The 18,140-nt window shown below is 71.4% G+C and carries 17 protein-coding genes and 1 tRNA gene; 6 read left to right on the forward strand and 12 right to left on the reverse strand.

Annotated features, from left to right (window positions below):
- Positions 1-15 precede the first annotated feature (15 nt).
- Positions 16-1,107 (forward strand): quinone-dependent dihydroorotate dehydrogenase, encoded by a 1,092-nt coding sequence (locus ACZ5UI_RS08485; protein WP_464196203.1) that lies wholly within the window; start codon positions 16-18, stop codon positions 1,105-1,107.
- Here ACZ5UI_RS08485 and ACZ5UI_RS08490 read toward each other — a convergent pair.
- Positions 1,094-1,495: a cupredoxin domain-containing protein gene (locus ACZ5UI_RS08490; protein ID WP_464196205.1), complete on the reverse strand. Its 402-nt coding sequence runs from the start codon at positions 1,493-1,495 to the stop codon at positions 1,094-1,096. The two genes, ACZ5UI_RS08485 and ACZ5UI_RS08490, sit on opposite strands and share 14 nt — an antisense overlap.
- Before the next feature lie 141 nt (positions 1,496-1,636).
- On the opposite strand from ACZ5UI_RS08490, the gene ACZ5UI_RS08495 reads away from it, so the two are divergent.
- Entirely contained in the window at positions 1,637-1,945 is a 309-nt protein-coding gene (locus ACZ5UI_RS08495) for a hypothetical protein (RefSeq protein ID WP_464196207.1), read from the forward strand.
- Here the strand turns inward: ACZ5UI_RS08495 and carB are convergent.
- From carB to ACZ5UI_RS08525, 6 genes are all read right to left on the reverse strand, one after another.
- A complete protein-coding gene (carB, locus tag ACZ5UI_RS08500; protein ID WP_464196209.1) occupies positions 1,934-5,020 on the reverse strand; it encodes a carbamoyl-phosphate synthase large subunit in 3,087 nt (1,028 codons plus the stop codon). The genes ACZ5UI_RS08495 and carB overlap by 12 nt on opposite strands.
- Complete coding sequence (carA, locus tag ACZ5UI_RS08505) at positions 5,007-6,128, reverse strand: glutamine-hydrolyzing carbamoyl-phosphate synthase small subunit (RefSeq protein WP_464196211.1); 1,122 nt, start codon at positions 6,126-6,128, stop codon at positions 5,007-5,009. Before carA ends, carB begins: the two co-directional genes overlap by 14 nt.
- Positions 6,125-7,522, reverse strand: coding sequence for a dihydroorotase (locus ACZ5UI_RS08510; RefSeq protein WP_464196213.1), 1,398 nt, complete (start codon positions 7,520-7,522; stop codon positions 6,125-6,127). The genes carA and ACZ5UI_RS08510 overlap by 4 nt, the downstream gene beginning before the upstream one ends.
- On the reverse strand, positions 7,519-8,457 hold the full coding sequence (locus tag ACZ5UI_RS08515; RefSeq protein WP_464196215.1) for an aspartate carbamoyltransferase catalytic subunit: 939 nt from the start codon (positions 8,455-8,457) through the stop codon (positions 7,519-7,521). Before ACZ5UI_RS08515 ends, ACZ5UI_RS08510 begins: the two co-directional genes overlap by 4 nt.
- Positions 8,457-9,005 (reverse strand): bifunctional pyr operon transcriptional regulator/uracil phosphoribosyltransferase PyrR, encoded by a 549-nt coding sequence (gene pyrR / locus ACZ5UI_RS08520; protein WP_464196217.1) that lies wholly within the window; start codon positions 9,003-9,005, stop codon positions 8,457-8,459. The genes ACZ5UI_RS08515 and pyrR overlap by 1 nt, the downstream gene beginning before the upstream one ends.
- A 66-nt stretch (positions 9,006-9,071) precedes the next feature.
- Entirely contained in the window at positions 9,072-9,590 is a 519-nt protein-coding gene (locus tag ACZ5UI_RS08525) for a PadR family transcriptional regulator (protein WP_464196219.1), read from the reverse strand.
- A 47-nt stretch (positions 9,591-9,637) separates the two neighbouring features.
- Between ACZ5UI_RS08525 and ACZ5UI_RS08530 the strand changes: the two genes are divergently transcribed.
- Positions 9,638-11,032, forward strand: a complete 1,395-nt coding sequence (locus tag ACZ5UI_RS08530) for a DHA2 family efflux MFS transporter permease subunit (RefSeq protein WP_464196221.1) — start codon at positions 9,638-9,640, stop codon at positions 11,030-11,032.
- Here the strand turns inward: ACZ5UI_RS08530 and ACZ5UI_RS08535 are convergent.
- The 3 genes from ACZ5UI_RS08535 to ACZ5UI_RS08545 form a co-directional block, all read right to left on the reverse strand.
- Complete coding sequence (locus tag ACZ5UI_RS08535; RefSeq protein WP_464196223.1) at positions 11,029-11,397, reverse strand: PASTA domain-containing protein; 369 nt, start codon at positions 11,395-11,397, stop codon at positions 11,029-11,031. The genes ACZ5UI_RS08530 and ACZ5UI_RS08535 overlap by 4 nt on opposite strands.
- Positions 11,394-12,362 (reverse strand): ribonuclease Z, encoded by a 969-nt coding sequence (gene rnz, locus ACZ5UI_RS08540; protein ID WP_464196225.1) that lies wholly within the window; start codon positions 12,360-12,362, stop codon positions 11,394-11,396. The genes ACZ5UI_RS08535 and rnz overlap by 4 nt, the downstream gene beginning before the upstream one ends.
- Before the next feature lie 61 nt (positions 12,363-12,423).
- Positions 12,424-13,233: a dienelactone hydrolase family protein gene (locus tag ACZ5UI_RS08545; protein WP_464196227.1), complete on the reverse strand. Its 810-nt coding sequence runs from the start codon at positions 13,231-13,233 to the stop codon at positions 12,424-12,426.
- A gap of 221 nt (positions 13,234-13,454) precedes the next feature.
- Here ACZ5UI_RS08545 and ACZ5UI_RS08550 point away from each other — a divergent pair, with 221 nt between their 5' ends.
- From ACZ5UI_RS08550 to ACZ5UI_RS08560, 3 genes are all read left to right on the forward strand, one after another.
- Positions 13,455-14,366 (forward strand): potassium channel family protein, encoded by a 912-nt coding sequence (locus ACZ5UI_RS08550; protein WP_464196229.1) that lies wholly within the window; start codon positions 13,455-13,457, stop codon positions 14,364-14,366.
- Positions 14,367-14,408: 42 nt separating this feature from the next.
- Positions 14,409-14,481: transfer RNA gene (locus ACZ5UI_RS08555), tRNA-Arg, on the forward strand.
- A 130-nt stretch (positions 14,482-14,611) separates the two neighbouring features.
- The gene (locus ACZ5UI_RS08560) at positions 14,612-16,090 is read left to right on the forward strand and encodes a tyrosine-type recombinase/integrase (RefSeq protein ID WP_464196231.1); all 1,479 of its coding nucleotides are present in this window, start codon (positions 14,612-14,614) and stop codon (positions 16,088-16,090) included.
- A gap of 57 nt (positions 16,091-16,147) precedes the next feature.
- Here ACZ5UI_RS08560 and ACZ5UI_RS08565 read toward each other — a convergent pair whose 3' ends face one another.
- Both ACZ5UI_RS08565 and ACZ5UI_RS08570 read right to left on the reverse strand, forming a co-directional pair.
- The gene (locus ACZ5UI_RS08565) at positions 16,148-16,981 is read right to left on the reverse strand and encodes a hypothetical protein (RefSeq protein ID WP_464196234.1); all 834 of its coding nucleotides are present in this window, start codon (positions 16,979-16,981) and stop codon (positions 16,148-16,150) included.
- Positions 16,974-18,140, reverse strand: a complete 1,167-nt coding sequence (locus ACZ5UI_RS08570; RefSeq protein ID WP_464196236.1) for a hypothetical protein — start codon at positions 18,138-18,140, stop codon at positions 16,974-16,976. Before ACZ5UI_RS08570 ends, ACZ5UI_RS08565 begins: the two co-directional genes overlap by 8 nt.

The following is an 18,140-nucleotide window of genomic DNA, read 5'->3' on the forward strand; positions in this document are numbered from 1 at the left end:
GACACTTTCCGGCGCATGGTCTACCGCCGCATTCTGCGCCCGTTGCTGTTTCGCCTGCCGGCAGAACGGGCCCATCATCTGGGCGCGCTCGCGATGCGACTGCTGGCGGTTCGGGGACCCGTATCCGCGCTCCTGGGCGCCCGTCTGCGTCCGGACGATCCGGCTCTGCGCACGCGGGCGCTGGGCGCCGAGCTGCCGTCGCCGATCGGGCTCGCCGCGGGCTTCGACAAGGACGCGCGGCTGTTCGCCGGCGCGCTCGCGGTCGGCTTCGGCTTCGTCGAGGTCGGCACCGTGACGGCGCACCCGCAGCCGGGCAACGACCCGCCCCGCCTGGCCCGCCTCCCCCACGACCGCGCGCTGCTCAACCGGTTCGGCTTCAACAACGCCGGGGCGGACGCGGCCGCCCTGCGGTTGGGCCGGCGCGACCGCAGCGCCGGGTTCGTCGGTGCCAACGTCGGCAAGTCGAAGGTCGCGCTGCTGGAGGACGCGCCCGCCGACTACCGCGCGTCGACCCGCGCGGTGGCACCGGTCAGCGACTTCCTCGTCGTCAACGTCAGCTCGCCCAACACGGTCGGGCTGCGGTCGCTGCAGGATCCGGCGGCGCTGCGCCCGATCCTCGAGGCGGTCCTGTCCGAGGCCGCCGGCCGCCCGGTGCTGCTGAAGGTCGCCCCCGACCTGACCGACGACGAGCTCGACGCGCTGGCCGACCTGGCCGTCGAGCTCGAGCTGGCGGGCATGATCGCCACCAACACGACGATCGACCGCGCGGTGCTGGGCGATCCGGCGGCCGCCGAGGCGGCGTTCGCGGGCGGCGGGATCTCGGGCGCGCCGCTGAAGGCCCGCGCATTGGCGGTGCTCGAGCGGCTGCACGCCCGTACGCAGGGACGGCTGCTGCTCGTGGCCGCGGGCGGCATCGAGACCGCCGAGGATGCCTGGGAGCGCGTGCGGGCCGGGGCGACGCTCGTCGAGGTCTACACGGCCTTCGTCTACGAGGGGCCGCTGTTCGCGGCCGCGCTCGGGCGCGACCTCGCCGCCCTGGCCCGCGCGCAGGGCTACGCGCGCGTCCAGGACGCCGTGGGATCGGGTGCGCCGATCAGCGGACGGTGAAGTCCGCGTACATCCCGCCCTTGTAGTGGCCGGGCAGGTTGCAGATCAGGGCGTAGTGCCCCTTCTTCAGGTTCAGCGTGAGCTTCTTCGTGTCGCCCTGGCCGAGGTCCTCGACCTCGCCGACCGCGCCCTTCTCGCTGGCCTGCGCGCCGTCCATGGGCAGATCGGACGCCTTGCGGGACGTCTTGATGACGACGAGCTCGTGCTCCATCGCGTCGCTGTTGCGCACGACGAACGTGGTCTTGCCCGCGGTGGTGCTCGTCTTGGCCGGCTTGATCTTGAAGTCGGCGATCGAGACGTTGACGGTGCCGGTCGCGTTGGCCGCCGCGGGCAGCAGGAGCGCCGCCGCGCAGACCAGCATCGCGATCGCGTACAGCAGACGTCGCATGGGATACCTCCGGGAGGTCGGGGGAAACAGGTCCACCCCGACGGACGCCTGCCGCGGGCGATCCTTCCCGGGAAGGATCGGCGCGCTCCGGCGTCCTACCGGATGACAGTGCAACCCCACCATCGGGAGGAATCACCACTCATGCGTCGCGCGATCGCGCTCGGCCTGACCACACTCTGCATCGGCGGTGTTGCCGCGGTGCCCGCCTCCGCGGCCACCAATGCGCAGGCCAAGGCCGCCGCCGTCAAGGCGGTCGGCGGAGGCCGCGCCACCAGCGTGGAGCACCGGTCCAACGGCCGCGGCTGGGAGGTCCACGTCGTGCGCTCCGGGCGCACCTACGAGGTCAAGCTGACCAACGCGCTCAGCGTCACCAAGGTCGAGCGCACCGACGGCGCCAACCACGACGCCGGTGACGACCACGGCAGCGGCGGTCACGGCTCAGACGACTAACCGCCCCGCCGACCGTCCGTGGATCTCCTGGAGTGAGCGGACCTCGGCCTCGCCATTGCGGGCCGCGCCGATCGCGCGGGCCGCGGCGAGGCCGCCGGCCAGCGTCGTGATGCACGGGATCCCGCGGGCCACGGCGGCCCGGCGGATCTCCCAGCCGTCCGAGCGGGCGCCCGATCCGGTCGGGGTGTTGATGACCAGGTCGACCTCGCCGGCCACGATTCGGTCGACGACGTGCGGGGAGCCCTCGCCGATCTTGTTGACCGCCTCGGCGCGCACGCCGTAGGGGCGCAGCGCCTGCGCGGTGCCGCGCGTGGCCAGCACGTGGAACCCGAGATCGGACAGGATCACGCCGATCGCCGCGGCGGTCTGCTTGTCGGTGTCGGTCACCGACAGGAACACGGTGCCCCGCTGCGGGAGCGCGGCGCCGGCCGCGGCCTGGGCCTTGGCGAAGGCGGCCGGGAAGTCGCCGGCGATGCCCATCACCTCGCCGGTCGAGCGCATCTCCGGCCCCAGCAGCGCGTCGGCGCCGCTGAACCGGTTGAAGGGCAGGACCGCCTCCTTGACCGACACGTGGTCGCCGCGCATCGGATCGTCGGGCAGCTCGAGGTCCTCGATCCGCTCCCCGAGCATGATCCGGCAGGCCATCTTGGCCAGCGGGATGCCGATCGCCTTGGAGACGAACGGCACCGTCCGCGACGCGCGCGGGTTGGCCTCGATCACGTAGACCTGGCCGGCCATCACGGCGAACTGGATGTTGATCAGGCCGACGACGCCGAGCTCGAGCGCGATGCCCTCGGTCTGGCGGCGGATCTCGTCGAGCTCGTCGTCGCCCAGCGAGTGCGGCGGCAGCGAGCAGGCCGAGTCGCCGGAGTGGATCCCGGCCTCCTCGACGTGCTGCATGATCCCGCCGACCCACACGGTCTCGCCGTCGCACAGCGCGTCGACGTCGACCTCGATCGCGTTCTCCAGGAAGCGGTCCAGGAAGATCTCGCCCTGCGGCTTGGTCCGCTCGAAGTAGCCCGACAGCCCGTCGAGCGAGTAGACGATCTCCATGGCCCGCCCGCCCAGCACGTAGGACGGGCGCACGAGCAGCGGGAAGCCGACGCCGGGCGCCTCGGTCAGCGCCTCGTCGGCCGAGTGGGCCGTCGCGTAGGGCGGCGCCTGGAAGCCCAGCTTGGCCAGCAGCTCGCCGAAGCGCCCGCGGTCCTCGGCCCGGTCGATGGCCTCGACGCTGGTGCCGAGCAGCGGCACGCCGGCCTCCTGCAGCCCGGCGGCCAGCCGCAGCGGCGTCTGCCCGCCGAACTGCACGATCACGCCCTCGGGCTGCTCGATGGCCACCACGCCGAGCACGTCCTCGAGCGTCAGCGGCTCGAAGTACAGGCGGTCGGAGGTGTCGTAGTCGGTGGAGACCGTCTCCGGGTTGCAGTTGACCATCACCGCGTCGCGATCGGCCTCGCGCACGGTCATGGCCGCGTGCACGCAGCAGTAGTCGAACTCGATGCCCTGGCCGATGCGGTTGGGGCCCGAGCCGAGGATCATCACCGACGGCCGGTCGCCGCGGACGACCTCGTCGTCGGCGCGCCGCTCCCAGCCCGAGTAGAAGTACGGCGTCTCGGCGGCGAACTCGGCCGCGCAGGTGTCGACCGCCTTGTAGGTGCGCTCCCCCGCGAAGACCGCGTCGGGATCGCGGGCCGGCTGCTCCAGCTCGCGCAGGAACCACTTGTCGATGCCGGTGCGCGCGTGCAGCTCCTCGATCGAGGCGCCGCGGCGCAGCGCCTCCAGCAGCACGTCGTAGCGGTCGGCCCGCGGCTTCTCCAGCCGCTCCAGCAGCTCGTCCAGCGGCCCGCTGACGTCGGGCAGCGTGTCCAGCTCGCGCGAGCGCATCGCCTTCAGGAACGACTGCCCGAAGGTGCGCCCGATCGACATCGCCTCGCCCACGGACTTCATGTGGGTGGTCAGCTCGTCGTCGACGCCGGCGAACTTCTCGAAGGCGAACCGCGGCCACTTGACGACGACGTAGTCGATCGTCGGCTCGAAGGCCGCCGGGGTCAGCCGCGTGATGTCGTTGTCGATCTCCTCCAGCGCGTAGCCGACGGCCAGGCGGGCGGCGATCTTGGCGATCGGGAAGCCCGTCGCCTTGGAGGCCAGCGCCGAGGACCGCGACACGCGCGGGTTCATCTCGATGACCAGGATCTCCTCGGTCGCGGGGTTGACCGCGAACTGCACGTTGGAGCCGCCGGTCTCCACGCCGACCGCGCGGATGACCGTGAAGGCCTGGTCGCGCAGCTGCTGGTAGAGGTGGTCGGTGAGCGTCTGCTGCGGCGCCACGGTGACCGAGTCGCCCGTGTGCACGCCCATCGGATCGATGTTCTCGATCGACGCGATGATCACGCAGTTGTCGTTGTGATCGCGCATCACCTCCAGCTCGAACTCGCCCCAGCCGATCACCGACTGGTCGATGAGGATCTGGCCGATCGGCGAGGCGGAGATGCCGCGCGCGGCGATCGTCTCCAGCTCGGCGCGGTCGTGGGCCACGCCGCCGCCCTGGCCGCCCAGCGTGAAGGCCGGGCGCACGATCACCGGATAGCCGGTGTCGTCGGCGAAGCGCGTGGCCTCCTCGACCTGGTGGGCGATCGCGCTGGCCGGCATGCGCAGTCCCGCCTCGGCCATCGTCTGGGCGAACAGCTCGCGGTCCTCCGCGCGCCCGATCGCGTCGTAGTTGGCCCCGATCAGCTCGACGCCGTAGCGCTCCAGCGTGCCGTCCTCGTGCAGCGTGCGGGCCAGGTTCAGCGCGGTCTGGCCGCCGAGCGTGGGCAGCAGCGCGTCCGGGCGCTCCTTGGCGATGATCTGGGCCACCGGACCGGGCAGGAGCGGCTCGACGTAGGTGGCCGTCGCGAACTCCGGGTCGGTCATGATCGTGGCCGGGTTGGAGTTGCACAGGACGACCTCGTAGCCCTCCTCCAGCAGCACCTTGCAGGCCTGCACGCCGGAGTAGTCGAACTCGGCCGCCTGCCCGATGACGATCGGGCCCGAGCCGAGGACCAGGATCTTCTGAATGTCGTCACGCCGCGGCACGGATCTGCTCCAGGAATCGATCGAAGAGGTACAGCGAGTCGTGCGGACCCGGTCCTGCCTCGGGGTGGTACTGCACGGTGCCGCCGTCGACGTCGAGCAGCGTGAGCCCCTCGACGGTGCGGTCATAGAGGTTGATGTGCGACAGCTGGGCGGCGCCGAAGTCCGTCTCCCAGCGCACCGGCGCATCGGTGTCGAGGTGCTGCTCGCCGTTGGGCCCGAGCACCGCGAAGCCGTGGTTCTGCGAGGTGATCTCCACGGTGCCGGTCTCCAGGTCCTTGACCGGATGGTTGGCGCCGCGGTGGCCGAACGGGAGCTTGAACGTCTCCAGCCCGACCGCTCGACAGAGCAGCTGGTGGCCCAGGCAGATGCCGAACGTCGGCTTGGTGCCGACCAGCTCGCGCAGCGTGTCGACCACGTAGCCCAGCGCCGCCGGGTCGCCCGGGCCGTTGGCCAGGAAGTAGGCGTCGCCGTCGCGGGCGGCCAGGTCGGCCGCGGTCGCCGTGCACGGGTGCAGCTCCACCCGCGCGCCGCGGGCCAGCAGGTTGCGCACGATCGAGCCCTTGATGCCGGTGTCGATGGCCACGATCCGCGGGCCGTCGTTGTCCTCGCCCAGCAGGACCGCCTCGGCCGGCGTGACCTCGCGGGCCAGGTCCAGGCCGCTCATCGGCTCCTCGGCCTGGACGTGCTCCATGGCGATGTCCTCGTCCAGGTTGGACGGGAAGATCCCGCCGCGCATCGAGCCGCGCTGGCGCAGGTAGCGGACCAGCGCGCGGGTGTCGACGCCGGTCAGCGCCGGGATCCGCTCGCGCTCCAGCCAGTCCAGCCAGCCGCCCTCGGCGCCCGGCGCGTCGGCGTGGTTGACCGCCGCGCGCATGACCACGCCGCGCGCGTGGATCGCGTCGGACTCCATGGCCCGCCGGCTGACCCCGTAGTTGCCGATGTGCGGGTAGGTGAAGACGATGATCTGTCGGCGGAACGAGGGGTCGGTGACCGACTCCTGGTAGCCCGACATGCCGGTGGTGAAGACGACCTCGCCGGTCACCCAGCCGTCGGCGCCGGCCGGATCGCCGTCGAACCTGGTCCCGTCTTCGAGCAGGAGGTAGCTCATTCGACCACCCGAAGACGCGGCGAGGCGGGTCCTGCCGTAGCGTGGGCGGTGCCCGCGCTCAGCGCGAACGAGCGCTCCCGGAAGGCCACCGCGCCGGCGGCGACGGTCAGCAGGACGCGCCCGTGCAGCTCGCGTCCGGCGAAGCAGCAGTTCTCCGAGCGCGACTCGTAGCCGGACTCGCCCACCTGCCACTTGACGTTCAGGTCGACCAGGCAGACGTTGGCCGGCGAGCCGACCGCGATCTCCGGCGCGGGCAGGCCCATCAGCCGCGCTCCGGCGGTCAGGCGCTCGATGACCAGGTCCAGCGACAGCACACCGGGCTGCACCAGGCCGGTGTAGACCGCGGCGAACGAGGTCTCCAGGCCGGTCGTGCCCATCGGCGCCTCCTCGAAGGGCACGTCCTTCTCGTAGGCGGCGTGCGGCGCGTGATCGGTGGCGATGCACTCGATCGTGCCGTCGCGCAGGCCGGCGATGATCGCCTCCCGGTCGCGCTCGGTGCGCAGCGGCGGGTTCATCTTCATGCGCGTGTCCAGCGACAGCACCTCCTCGTGCGTGAGCAGCAGGTGGTGCGGCGAGGCCTCGCCGCTGACCGGCGCGCCGGCCGCCTTGGCCGCGCGCAGGGCGTCGACCGACTGCCAGGCGCTGAGGTGCTGGAAGTGCGTGCGGGCGCCCTCGTCCAGGGCCAGCGCCGCGTCGCGGGCGACCATCGTCGACTCGCCCACCGACGGGTAGCCGGCCAGGCCCAGGCGCGCGGAGATCTCGCCCTCGTGCATCACGCCGCCGGCGCTCAGCGTCGGGTCCTCCTCGTGCAGGGCGATCACGCCGCCGCACAGCTTCTGGTAGCGCATGGCCTTGCGCAGCATCCCCGCCGAGGTGACGGGCTTGCCGTCGTCGGTGAAGCCGATCGCGCCCTCGTTGCGCAGGTCGGCCATCTCGGTCAGCGTCTCGCCCTTGAGGCCCAGCGTGATCGCGGGCATGAAGCCGACGGGCACGCGGGCGTCCTGCTGGGCGGCGTCGCGCAGCGCGCTGAGCAGCGGCGCGGAGTCGAGCACCGGATCGGTGTTGGGCATGGCGATCACGCCGCAGAAGCCGCCGGCCGCCGCCGCGCGGGTGCCGGTCTCGATGTGCTCCTTGTGCTCGTGCCCGGGCGTGCGCAGATGCACGTGTGGGTCGAAGAAGGCCGGGAACAGGTGGCGGCCGCGGCCGTCGACGATCTCGGCGCCCTCGGGCACGACGGCGTACCCGGTCTCGGCGATCTCGGCGATCTCGCCGTCGCGGACGACGACGTCGTGGATGCCGTCCAGGCCGGTGTTGGGATCGAGCACGTGGGCGCCGCGGACGACCAGCAGGGCGTCGGGGGCGGGCGCGCGGACGAGCTGCGGGACAGAGGTCATGCGAGCACCGGGTCGTTGGGGGTGGACGTGGCGGAACGCGCGCCGGCCAGCAGCTCGTAGAGCACGGCCATGCGCACGACGACGCCGGCCTCGACCTGGGCGGTGATGACCGCCTGGGGTGAGTCGACGACGTCGCCGGACAGCTCGACGCCGCGGTTGACCGGGCCGGGGTGCATCAGCACCTGGCGCGGTCCGAGCCGGCGGTTGTCGATCTGGTAGGTGGCGATGTACTCGCGCAGCGACGGGATGTAGGCGTCCTTCATGCGCTCGTTCTGCATGCGCAGGGCGTAGACGACGTCGGCCTCGCGCAGCTCGTCCAGCGTGAAGCGCACGTCGCAGCCCAGCGCCTCGATGTCGCGCGGGATCAGCGTCGGCGGGCCGCACACGGTCACCTGCGCGCCCATCTTCGTGAAGGCCAGGATGTCGGAGCGGGCCACCCGCGAGTGCAGGATGTCGCCGACGATCCAGATGCGCTTGCCCTCGAGCGTCCCCAGGCGGCGCTGGATGGTGAACACGTCCAGCAGCGCCTGGGTCGGGTGCTCGTGCTTGCCGTCGCCGGCGTTGATGACCGCGGCCGGCGTCCAGCGGGCGACCATGTTCGCCGCGCCCGCGTGCGGGTGGCGGATGACGATCGCCGCCGGGTCGTAGGCGCTGAGCGTCTGGACGGTGTCCTTCAGCGACTCGCCCTTCTCGACGCTGGAGCCGCTGGCGGTGAAGTTCGTGACGTCGGCGCTGAGCGTCTTGGCGGCGATCTCGAAGCTCGAGCGGGTGCGCGTGGAGTTCTCGTAGAAGAGGTTCAGCACGCGCCGGCCGCGGAGCGTGGGCAGCTTCTTGATCTCGCGTCCGGAGGCTTCGGCGAAGGACGCCGCGCGGGCGCAGATGCGCTCGATGTCGTCGCGATCGAGGTCCTCGATCGATAGCAGGTGGCGCGGCATCAGACGACGGCCTCCTCGAACTGCGTGATGGTCACTTCGTCGACGTCGTCGAGCTCCTGGACGCGGACGTTGACGCGCTCGTTGCGCGCGGTGGGCAGGTTCTTGCCCACGTAGTCGGGGCGGATCGGGAGCTCGCGGTGGCCGCGGTCGGCCACCACGGCGAGCTGGACGCGCGCCGGGCGGCCGTAGTCGAACAGCGCCTCGATGGCCGCGCGCACGGTGCGCCCGGTGTAGAGGACGTCGTCGACGATCACCACCGTGCGCCCGTCCAGGTCGAAGTCCAGGTGCGACGCGTGCACCTCGGGCTCGACCGTGCGGGTGCCGACGTCGTCGCGGTAGAAGGAGATGTCGACGTCGCCCAGCGGGACGTCGGCCTCCAGCAGGTCGTCGACCAGGCGCTTCAGGCGGGCGGCCAGAAAGGCGCCGCGCCGGTGGATGCCGACCAGCGCCAGCTCGTCTGGATCGGCGTTCTTCTCCACGATCTCGTGCGCGATCCGCACGAGCGTCCGCCGCATGTCGTCGCGGTCGAGGACGATCTTCTCTTCCATCTGTCTCCGCACCTTCCTGGCCTCACGGGACCGGGTTAAAGGAACGCGTCGCAGACTAACAGCGGGTCAGGCGTCTCCCCCGGCCAGGCGCTGCTCGGTGCGCTTGCACCAGTCGATCACGAAGCCGTTCCAGCCCTCGCCGAAGTCGCGCACGATCGGCGCCCAGCCGCCGGAGCGCTCGGCCTGCGGCTTGACCGCCCGCAGCGCCGCCTCCTTGGTCTCGTGCGCCTCGCGCATGCGGCGCACGACCTGCAGCGCCTCGGCGTCGTCGAGGTCGTCGGCGAAGAACAGGCGCAGCATGCCCTCGTGGCGCAGCTCGTAGAGCGGGACCTGGTCGGCGATCAGCCAGTCGTGCAGCGCGCCGCGGCCGGCGTCGGTCAGCGCGTAGGTGGTGCGCCGCCCGTCGCGCGTGGCGTCGATCAGGCCGGCCTCGGTCAGGCGCTTGAGCTCGGGATAGATCGCGCTGACCGACGCGTTCCAGAAGAAGCGCACGGACCGGTCGATCGAGGCCTTGATCTGGTAGCCGGTCATGTGGCCGCGGGCCAGCATGCCGAGCAGCACGACCTGGGTCTGGTTGAGCTCCATCGCCTCTCAGAGTACAGCTCGTATTTCAGTCTGTAATACTCCCTGGCATGGCGCACCGCTGGAAGGTCCTGATCGTCACCGCCGCCGCCGTGTTCATGAGCTTCCTGGACGCGACGATCGTCAACATCGCGTTCCCGGACATCCGCACGTCGTTCCCCGACGACTCGCTGGCCTCCCTGTCCTGGGTGCTCAACGGCTACAACGTCGTCTTCGCCGCGCTGCTGGTGCCCGCCGGGCGGATCGCCGACATCTTCGGCCGCCGTCGCGTCTTCCTGTGGTCGCTGGCCGGGTTCGCCGCCGCCTCGGCGCTGTGCGCGGCCGCACCGTCGGGCGAGGCGCTGATCGCCGCGCGCGTGCTGCAGGCGGTGGCCGGCGCCGGCCTCGTCCCCTCCTCCCTGGCTCTCCTGCTCCCCGAGTTCCCGATCGCCCAGCGGGCCACCGCCACGGCAATCTGGGGCGCGACCGGCGCGGTGGCCGCCGCCACCGGACCGTCGCTGGGCGGGATCCTCGTCGACCTGGCCGGCTGGGAGTGGGTCTTCCTGGTCAACGTGCCGGTGGCGATCGTGGCCATCTTCTTCGGGCGGCGCCTGCTGGTCGAGTCGCGCGATCCCGCCGCCACGCGCCTGCCCGACCTGGTCGGCTCGGCCCTGCTGGTCGTCGGCATCGGCGCGCTGGCGCTCGCGCTGGTCAAGGGCAACGACTGGGGCTGGAGCTCGATCCAGGTGGCCGGCACGTTCGCCGGCGCCGCGCTGGCGCTGGTCGCGTTCGTGATCCGCTCGGCGCGCCACCCGTCGCCGGTGGTCGAGCTCGGGCTGTTCCGCGTGCGCTCGTTCGCGGTGGCCAACGCCTCGCAGTTCCTCTACGCCGCCGCGTTCTACGCCGTCCTGCTGTGCAACATCCTCTTCCTGACCGGCGTGTGGCACTACAGCGTGCTGAAGGCGGGCTTCGCGGTGACCCCGGGACCGATCATGGCCGCGCTGGTGGCGCCGCTGGCCGGCATCGCCTGCGACCGCTACGGCCAGCGCGTCGTCGCCGTGCCCGGTATGACGCTGTTCGCCGCCGGCGTGGCGCTGCTCGCGCTGCGCACCGACGCGACGCCGCACTACCTGTCCGAGCTGTTCCCGGCGATGGTGCTGACCGGCATCGGCGTGGGCATGACGTTCGCGGCGCTGGGCAGCGCGGCGGTGGCCGAGCTGCCGCCCGCGCGCTTCGCCACGGGCTCGGCGGTCATGAGCTGCACCCGCCAGGTCGGCGCGGTGCTGGGCATCGCCACGTTGGTGGCCATCATCGGGGTGCCCGATCCGACCGATCCGCTGGGGCCGTTCCAGGAGGCCTGGTGGCTGATGGCCGGCGCCTCGCTGGCCGCCGCGCTGATCGCCGTCGGTCTCGGGCGCGTGCGCGCGCGAGACCCGCAAGCGGTGCCGGTCGCCGTCGTCGACTAACCGACGTCGATGGTGACCGTGCTGCCCACGGGCAGCTCGGTGTCCGCCGCCGGGTCCTGGGTCTGCACGGCGTCGCCGCCGCTGGGTCCGAAGAAGCCGCCGCCGGTCACGTCGGCGTTGTAGCCGGCGTCGCGCAGCGCCGCGTCGGCGTCGTTGACCGTCAGGCCGACGACGTTGGGGACCTTCGGCTTGACGACGATCGTGCGCGTGCGCACGATCGTGTGGGTGCGGGTGCTGGTGCGCACGTCGTCATGGACGACCCCGCGGGCCACGACGAGCACGACCACGCCGAGCAGGAACCCGGCCGCGCCCGCGATGCCGATCGTCAGCCAGCCGGGCGCCCAGTGCGGAGGACCGGGGGTCACGACGGCGCCGCCTCGACCGGCGCCGCCGCCGCCGGGCGGCCGCTGGTCCAGTGCTCCAGCTCGGGGTCGCCCTTCTCGGGCAGCGGGACGTCGATCGCGTCGAAGTCACGCGGGACCTCGGTGGCCGGGTGGATCGCCCGGGCCTCCTCGAGCAGCTCGCGGCCGGCGTAGCGCGTGGACAGGTGCGTGAGCGCGAGCAGGCGCACCTCGGCGTCGCGGGCCAGCGTGGCCGCCTCGGCCGCGGTCGAGTGACCGGTCTGACGGGCGCGGTCGCCGTCCTCGGAGGTGAACGTCGACTCGTGCACGAGCACGTCGGCGCGATGGGCGGCGATGGCCACCGCCTCGCACGGGCGGGTGTCACCGGAGAAGACGATCTTGCGCGCGGCGCGGGCCGGGCCGATGACCTGCTCGGGGCGGACGCCGTTGACCGTCTCGCCCCGCTGCAGGCGCCCGAAGTCGGGGCCGAACGCGACGCCCAGCGACTGGGCCAGCTCGGCGTCGAAGCGCCCCGGCCGCTCGTCCTCGACGAACGCATACCCGTAGGCGGTGCCGCGGTGGCGCACCGGGATCGCGGTGATCGTCAGGTCGTCGCGCCGGACCGACTGCATCGGCTCCAGCTCGAGGATCTCCACCACGTAGTTCTTCGTACCCCAGATGCCGCGGAGCGCCTCCAGCAGCTGGCGGGTGCCGGGCGGGCCGTGCACGGTCAGCGGCCGGTCGCGGTCGCGCAGGTCGAACGACTTCAGCATCCCGGGCAGCCCGAGCCAGTGGTCGGTGTGCAGATGCGTGAGGAAGACGTCGGTCAGATCGGCCAGGCCGACCGAGCGCAGCAGCTGGCGCTGGGTGCCCTCGCCGCAGTCGACCAGGATCCGCTCGCCGCCCCGCCGAACGAGCGACGCGGGCAGGCCGCGGCGCGCGCTGGGGACGGAGCCGGCGGTGCCGGCGAAGAAGATCGAGAGATCCATGGGGGCTCACGCAAGGTACCGGCCGCTAATCGGCCGGTTTCACGCGTGAGCCCGGCGGTGCCTACGCAGCGGCGGGCGCGCCCACCTTGCCCAGGAAGTCCAGGACCTTGCGCCACGCGTCGGCCGAGGCCTCGGCGTGCTCGTCGAAGGAGCGATCGAAGAACGAGTGCGGCGCGCCGGGATAGGTGTGAATCTCGTGCGGGACGCCGTTGGCGCTGAGGGCGGCGTCGAACGCCTCGATGTCCTCGGCCGGGATGCCCTCGTCGGCGCCGCCGAACAGCGCGAGCACCGGCGTGCGGATCTCCTCGACGTGGTTGATCGGTGCCGGGAAGTTGGGGTCGGTCATGCCGCGCCGCGCCGGGTTCAGCGTCCCGTAGAAGGCGATCACCGCGTCCAGCCCCAGGTCGGTGTTGGCGCCCGCCAGGTCCGACTGCGCGCCGCCGAAGCAGAAGCCGACGGTGACGAAGCTCGTCGCGCCGGTCCGCTGGGCCAGGAAGTCGCGCGCCGCGGCGATGTCCGACTGGACCTGCGCCGGCGTCGTCTGCATCACGTGCGGCCAGAACTCGAAGTCCTCGTCGCGCTCCTGCGCGCCGGCCGTCCGCCCGAAGAAGTCGATGGCCAGCGCGTGGTACCCGGCGGTCACGAACCGCTCGGCCAGCTCGATGTAGAAGCGGTACAGCCCGCGCACGTCGGGCAGGATGATCACCGCCGGCCCGCCGACCGGATCCGGGCACTGCGCGAACGACGCCACGAACTCCACGCCGTCGGCGCTCTCGAGCGTGATCTGCTCGGCCGCCGCTCCCCCGGCCAGCGCCGGAATCACCCGGTCGGCCGGCACGCTCGGCGGCAGGGCATCGAACTCAAAGCACATCGGACTCTCCTCGGGACGGTTCGCCAGCAAAGTACCGTTCGCGCGCCGAGCGCGGGGCGAAGCCCGACCCCGCCAGCTACCGTCCCGGCTCTGAGCGATCGTGAGGAGCACCCCTGTCCAACCCGGCCGTAGCGGTCCTGCTGCCCGGCGGCGGCCGCCCGCCGCTGGAGCGCATCGCCTGGCGGGTCGCGTGCGCGCTCGGGCTGATCGTCTTCGTGGCGATGATCGCCTACCTCGGGCGCGACGGGTACGTGGACGCCGACGGCTCGGACGTGTCGCTCCTGGACGCCTTCTACTACTCGACCGTCAGCGTGACCACGACCGGCTACGGCGACGTGCGGCCCGAGAGCGACTCGGCCCGACTGCTGACCACCCTGCTCGTGACGCCGGCGCGCATCGTGTTCCTGATCATCCTGGTGGGAACGACGCTCGAGGTGCTGGCCGAGCGCACACGTCACGAATGGCGCGTCTCGCGCTGGAGGAACCGCTTGCATGACCACACGATCGTCTGCGGCTACGGCTCCAAGGGCCGCGCCGCGGTGCGCACGATGCTGGCGCGCGGGACCGCGCCCAAGCAGATCGTGGTGATCGAGTCCAACCCCGACGCGCGCGCCCAGGCCATCGCCGACGGCCTGGCCGTGATCGCCGGCGACGCCACCGAGGCGTCCGCCCTGCGCGAGGCCGAGGTCGCACGCGCCACCGCGGTGATCGTCGCCCCCAACAGCGACCCCGCCGCCGTGCTGATCACGCTGACCGCCCGGGAGCTGAACCCGACGGCCACGATCGTCTCCGCCGCCCGCGAGGAGGAGAACGCCCACCTGTTGCACCAGAGCGGCGCCACGTCGGTGATCGTCACCTCCTCCAACGCCGGCCGGATGCTCGGCCTGGCCACCGACGCCCCACGCGCCGTCGAGGTGCTCGACGACCTCATGACGATCGGCGCCGGCCTGGACATCCACGAGCGCGACGTCCACGAGGGCGAAGCCGGACCCTGCGGCGCCCTCCCCGTCGCCGGACCGGTCATCGCCGTCGAGCGCAACGGCGAGCTGATGCGCTTCGACGACCCCCGCGCGGCCGACGTCGTCCCCGGCGATCGCGTCGTCTACCTGGCCTCCGCGGTCGAGCGCTCCTGACGCACATACCCAGCGCCGCTAGGCTTGCGCGTAGTAGTTCACGCGCCCGTAGCTCAGTGGATAGAGCGCCTGCCTCCGGAGCAGGAGGTCGCAGGTTCGAATCCTGCCGGGCGCGCTGACGAAAGACCTGCAAATGCTCGTCTTTTCGTCCAGCGCCTGACCCTCCAGACCTACAATTTGTTCTCCAAATTGTTCTCTAGAGGCCCCTCGGAGTGCCCCATCTCGCCCCGAGGAGGAAGGTCCAGATGGCCAGTCAGTCCCGCGTCAGCGGCCACATTCGCGTCGAAGAACGACGGTTTTCGCGGGTCTGGATCGCATCTTTCACGCGCCAGGACGGCTCCAAGTCGCGCAAGACGCTGGGTCGCGCCTGGGTCAAGGACAGCGGCCGGCGCACCCCGCGCGGCGCCATCGTGTGGCGCTCGGCCAACGGGACCAAGCCCGACGACGACTACCTGACCCCGCGCGAAGCGGCTGACGCGCTGACCGTCCTGCTCGGCGGCGAGAAGGCGCGCGGCGTGGTCTCCCGTGGCGGGCGCGGCGTGACGCTGGGCGCCGCCGCCGACGCGTGGCTGGAGCACACCGAGACGGTGCGCAACGCCGCGCCCTCGACGATGTACGGCTACCGCAACGTCGTAGGCCGCCTGTTCGTCGAGGAGTTCGCCCGCGACGAGCCGCTGCGCAAGATCACCGCCCCGCGCGTCGCCGCCTACCAGGGGCGACTGCTGCGCGGCGAGCTGGGCCAGGAGAGCATCCGCCGCCGCATCGTCGTGCTGCGCCGCATCCTCAAGCACGCCCGCAAGCAGGGCTGGATCACCGAGAACGTCGTCGACGACGTCGAGATCGTCGCCCAGCCCCGCCCCGACCCCGACTTCAACGTGCTCGAGCCCTCCCAGGTCGAGTACGTCGCCCGCGCCGTCTCCCTCGTCCCCGACCGCGAGATCCCCCGCTGGGTCAACGGCGAGGTCGACCCCCGGCCCTTCGCCGCGATGACCGAGCGCCGGGCGATGTGGGCGGACGTCGTGCGCCTGGCCGCCTACACCGGCCTGCGCTTCGGCGAGCTACGAGCCCTGCGCTGGCGCGACGTGAACTTCGCCGGCGAAGCCGTCTGGGTGCGACGCAATGCGCCGACCTCCGCCCCAGCCGACGCCAAGCCGCGCGCACCGAAGTCGGGCAAAGGCCGCTCCGTGCCCCTCATCCCGCAGGCCATCGCCGCGCTGGATCGGATCAGCCAGGCCGGCTACCCCAACGGGCCCGAGGACCTTGCGCTGCCGACCCGCGGCGACGGGATGCTCGACGCCGGCCGCGTGCGCGACGCCTTCTACCGCGGCCTCATCGCCTCCGGCTTGGGCCATCTGCGCGAGAAGGACAACCCGATGACCTTCCACGACCTCCGCCACACGTTCGGCACGATCGCCGTGCGCGTCTGCCCGCTCACCGACGTTCAGGCGATGCTCGGCCATTCCGACATTCAGACGACGATGCGTTACGTCCACAGCGTCCCCCGAACCGACGCGGCGCGGATCCTGGCGCGAGCGTTCGCCGAGGACCTCAACGCCACAACGTCGCTGCGGCACTCTGCCGCGGCGCGACCAACGTCATCGCTTGTACGAGACCCTGCACGCACACAGGAGCAGCTGTACGGGTCCGCCCGCGGCTCGCAACCAAAGGTTCGAACTGACGGAGATGAGACGCCACTTCGGCGACGCGTTCTCCGGTGTCCGTAGACCCGCCCCTCGGACTGGACCCCGCGCTTGAACGCCGAAGCCCGTATTGCGCGCCGGCTAGGGACCGGCGACTACGCGCGCGAGCCCGGATGCCACGAGCGATGCCACTTCACTGGGCCGGTGCGTGGTAGCCAGCCTGCGGTTGTCGGCCTCCGAGAGACCGTTGCGGTTCAGTTCCCAGCCGTCCGCAGCGAGGATCTCCTCTAACCGCTGCGTCCACAGGCTCTCCGCAGGGGCGCCTGGAGGCCAGCGGCTCGACATCCGGCAAGCCACGTGTGCGACTGTTGCGGTGGCCCCGCCGAAGCCACCGGCGAGGTAGATCGGCTGACCGGTCTCGATGGCGAGGAGCGCCTCTTCGATGATGCCTGGTGCGACGCCTTGATAGTCAGTCTCCTTACCGCCGATCAGCACACGCGCGTCAGTGATCGTGGTCATATAGCGGCGCAGCGCGGTTAGCGACGAGCCGACCTCGCCGTTTTCGACGGGAGCCGGGTCCGGGCCGCGATCGGCCTCAGCGGCCACTGGGACGCCGCCGACGTCGAGGTAGGTGAACTCGCCCTTGAGCGAGAGCGCCTCGCGACGTGTGCGCAGCGCGCCGAGGGTCATGCGCCGGTGCTCTGCCCACGGCACGACGAGATGCAGAGGCCGGTTGCTTGCGGCGTAACGATCCAGTTCGCCTTCGAGGAAGGCGGTATAGCCACCGGGCTGGAGGTGCCCGCCATAGACGATCACGCCGCCGGCGCGGATGATGACCCGTGCGATTTCGGCAAGGGCGAGCCGCAAGTGAGCGTCGGTCAGGCCTAGTCGCCCCAGCTCGGCGCTCTGGGAGACAGAGACACCGACGCGAACGTTGGCAAGGCTGGAGGGCCCGAGCGCGAACTTGTCAGCCACCGCGGGTCGCCAATCCCCGGGGAGTCGTGATCTCCAGCCGGGCATCAATGCCAGCGGTCGCGGCTAGCTCCTCGAGGACTCTAAGCTCGTCTGGGCCCAGCGGCGGGTCGGGATGCAAGACGAGCAATGGTTCGTCGTTGTCGGGCGTAGTCTGAAGCCAGTGCAGCATGGTGACGGGTTCCGGGGCATGTGGGGCCCACCATGCGACATCGACAACACCTTCGGACTCGGCCAGCTGGCGCTGGCGCGACCACAACGCTCGCTTGAGGCACTCGTCGACAAGGCGGCTCAGGGCAGCGCGGATCGCAGCGCCGCGATCGGGCACGCCCGGGATCCGCGGAACATGGTCCATCAGAAACGAGCCCCGATCCTCTCCAAGCGAGAGGGTGTCAAGGATCACGACCGGCATGCCCGCGCGCTTCGCGGTAAGCAGTTCCCGCTGGCACCAGGCTCTGCTCGCGTACAGATCGGTGCGCACGGCTAGCAAAGCGCTTGTTGATGCCTGCGACATGAGCTCAGGCGCCCAGTCGCGCCCGACCTGCAGGTCGGAGGCATCGAAGAACTCCCTTAGGCGGCTGCTTCGGATCTCATTCCGCACGTCCTCGAGTAGGCCGGCGAGCCCGTCTGGGTCTCTCGTCTGCTTGGTGTGGCTGATGAAGACCTTGAGCACCTCGGCTTCGCCAGCCAGAAACTGTGCCACGGCCTGGGAGAGGTCGCGACACACGTTCTCACGCGACTCGCGGATCCCTTGGATCGGCCCGACGATCTCGATCAACGTGCCGGATGCTGGCGTGCCGGGGCCGCTCACGGGCACGATCGCCACGGATTCTGGACGCGAGTTCCTTGCGTCGACCGCGCTGGACAAGTAACCGTGCCAAGGACCGCTGCCTGGCTCGACCGCGGCCCCCAGCTCAGGGCCGAGCACGGGGACGACAACAGTCAGGGCCGGTTCGCGCAAGCCGTACGGCAGGGCTGACACGACGGGTAAGGGGCGCGGCGCGTGGCCCGGCGATTCCCATCCCTCAGAGCGGACGAACACCTCTACCGCGCCTCCAATTAGGCCGGAGAACGCGTCGCCATGGAAATGGTCGATCAGCAGCTCCGCAACATCCTTACCGGCTTCGTCGGCGGGATGCCATACGACGTAGATCTCAAGCAC

The organism is Conexibacter sp. JCM 18997, from assembly GCF_055391915.1.